The 250-nt window shown below is 60.0% G+C and carries 1 protein-coding gene; it reads right to left on the reverse strand.

Annotated features, from left to right (window positions below):
* Positions 1–250 (reverse strand): ribonucleotide-diphosphate reductase subunit beta (locus SB771_RS36040; RefSeq protein WP_410722167.1); only part of this gene is annotated, 250 nt, incomplete at both ends.

Here is a 250-nt window from a genome sequence, read left to right on the forward strand (position 1 = left end):
CACGAAGAAGCCCAGGTTGCGCTTGACGATGCGGCGCTCGTCTTCGGTCAGCCCGTTCGGGTCTTTCCAGAGGGCGATGTCGCGCGACATGTTCACTTCTTGCGGCATCCAGTGGTTGGCGCAACCAGCCAGATACTTTTCCCGGTCCCTCTTGTATTTGAACGGCACCAACTGATTGACCTCGGTCTGGCCGTTGATGATGCGCTTGTCGGCGACATTGACCCGCGCTTCGGAAGCGGCAGCCGTTCCG

The organism is Burkholderia sp. SIMBA_051, from assembly GCF_046534915.1.
Lineage (GTDB): Bacteria > Pseudomonadota > Gammaproteobacteria > Burkholderiales > Burkholderiaceae > Burkholderia > Burkholderia ambifaria.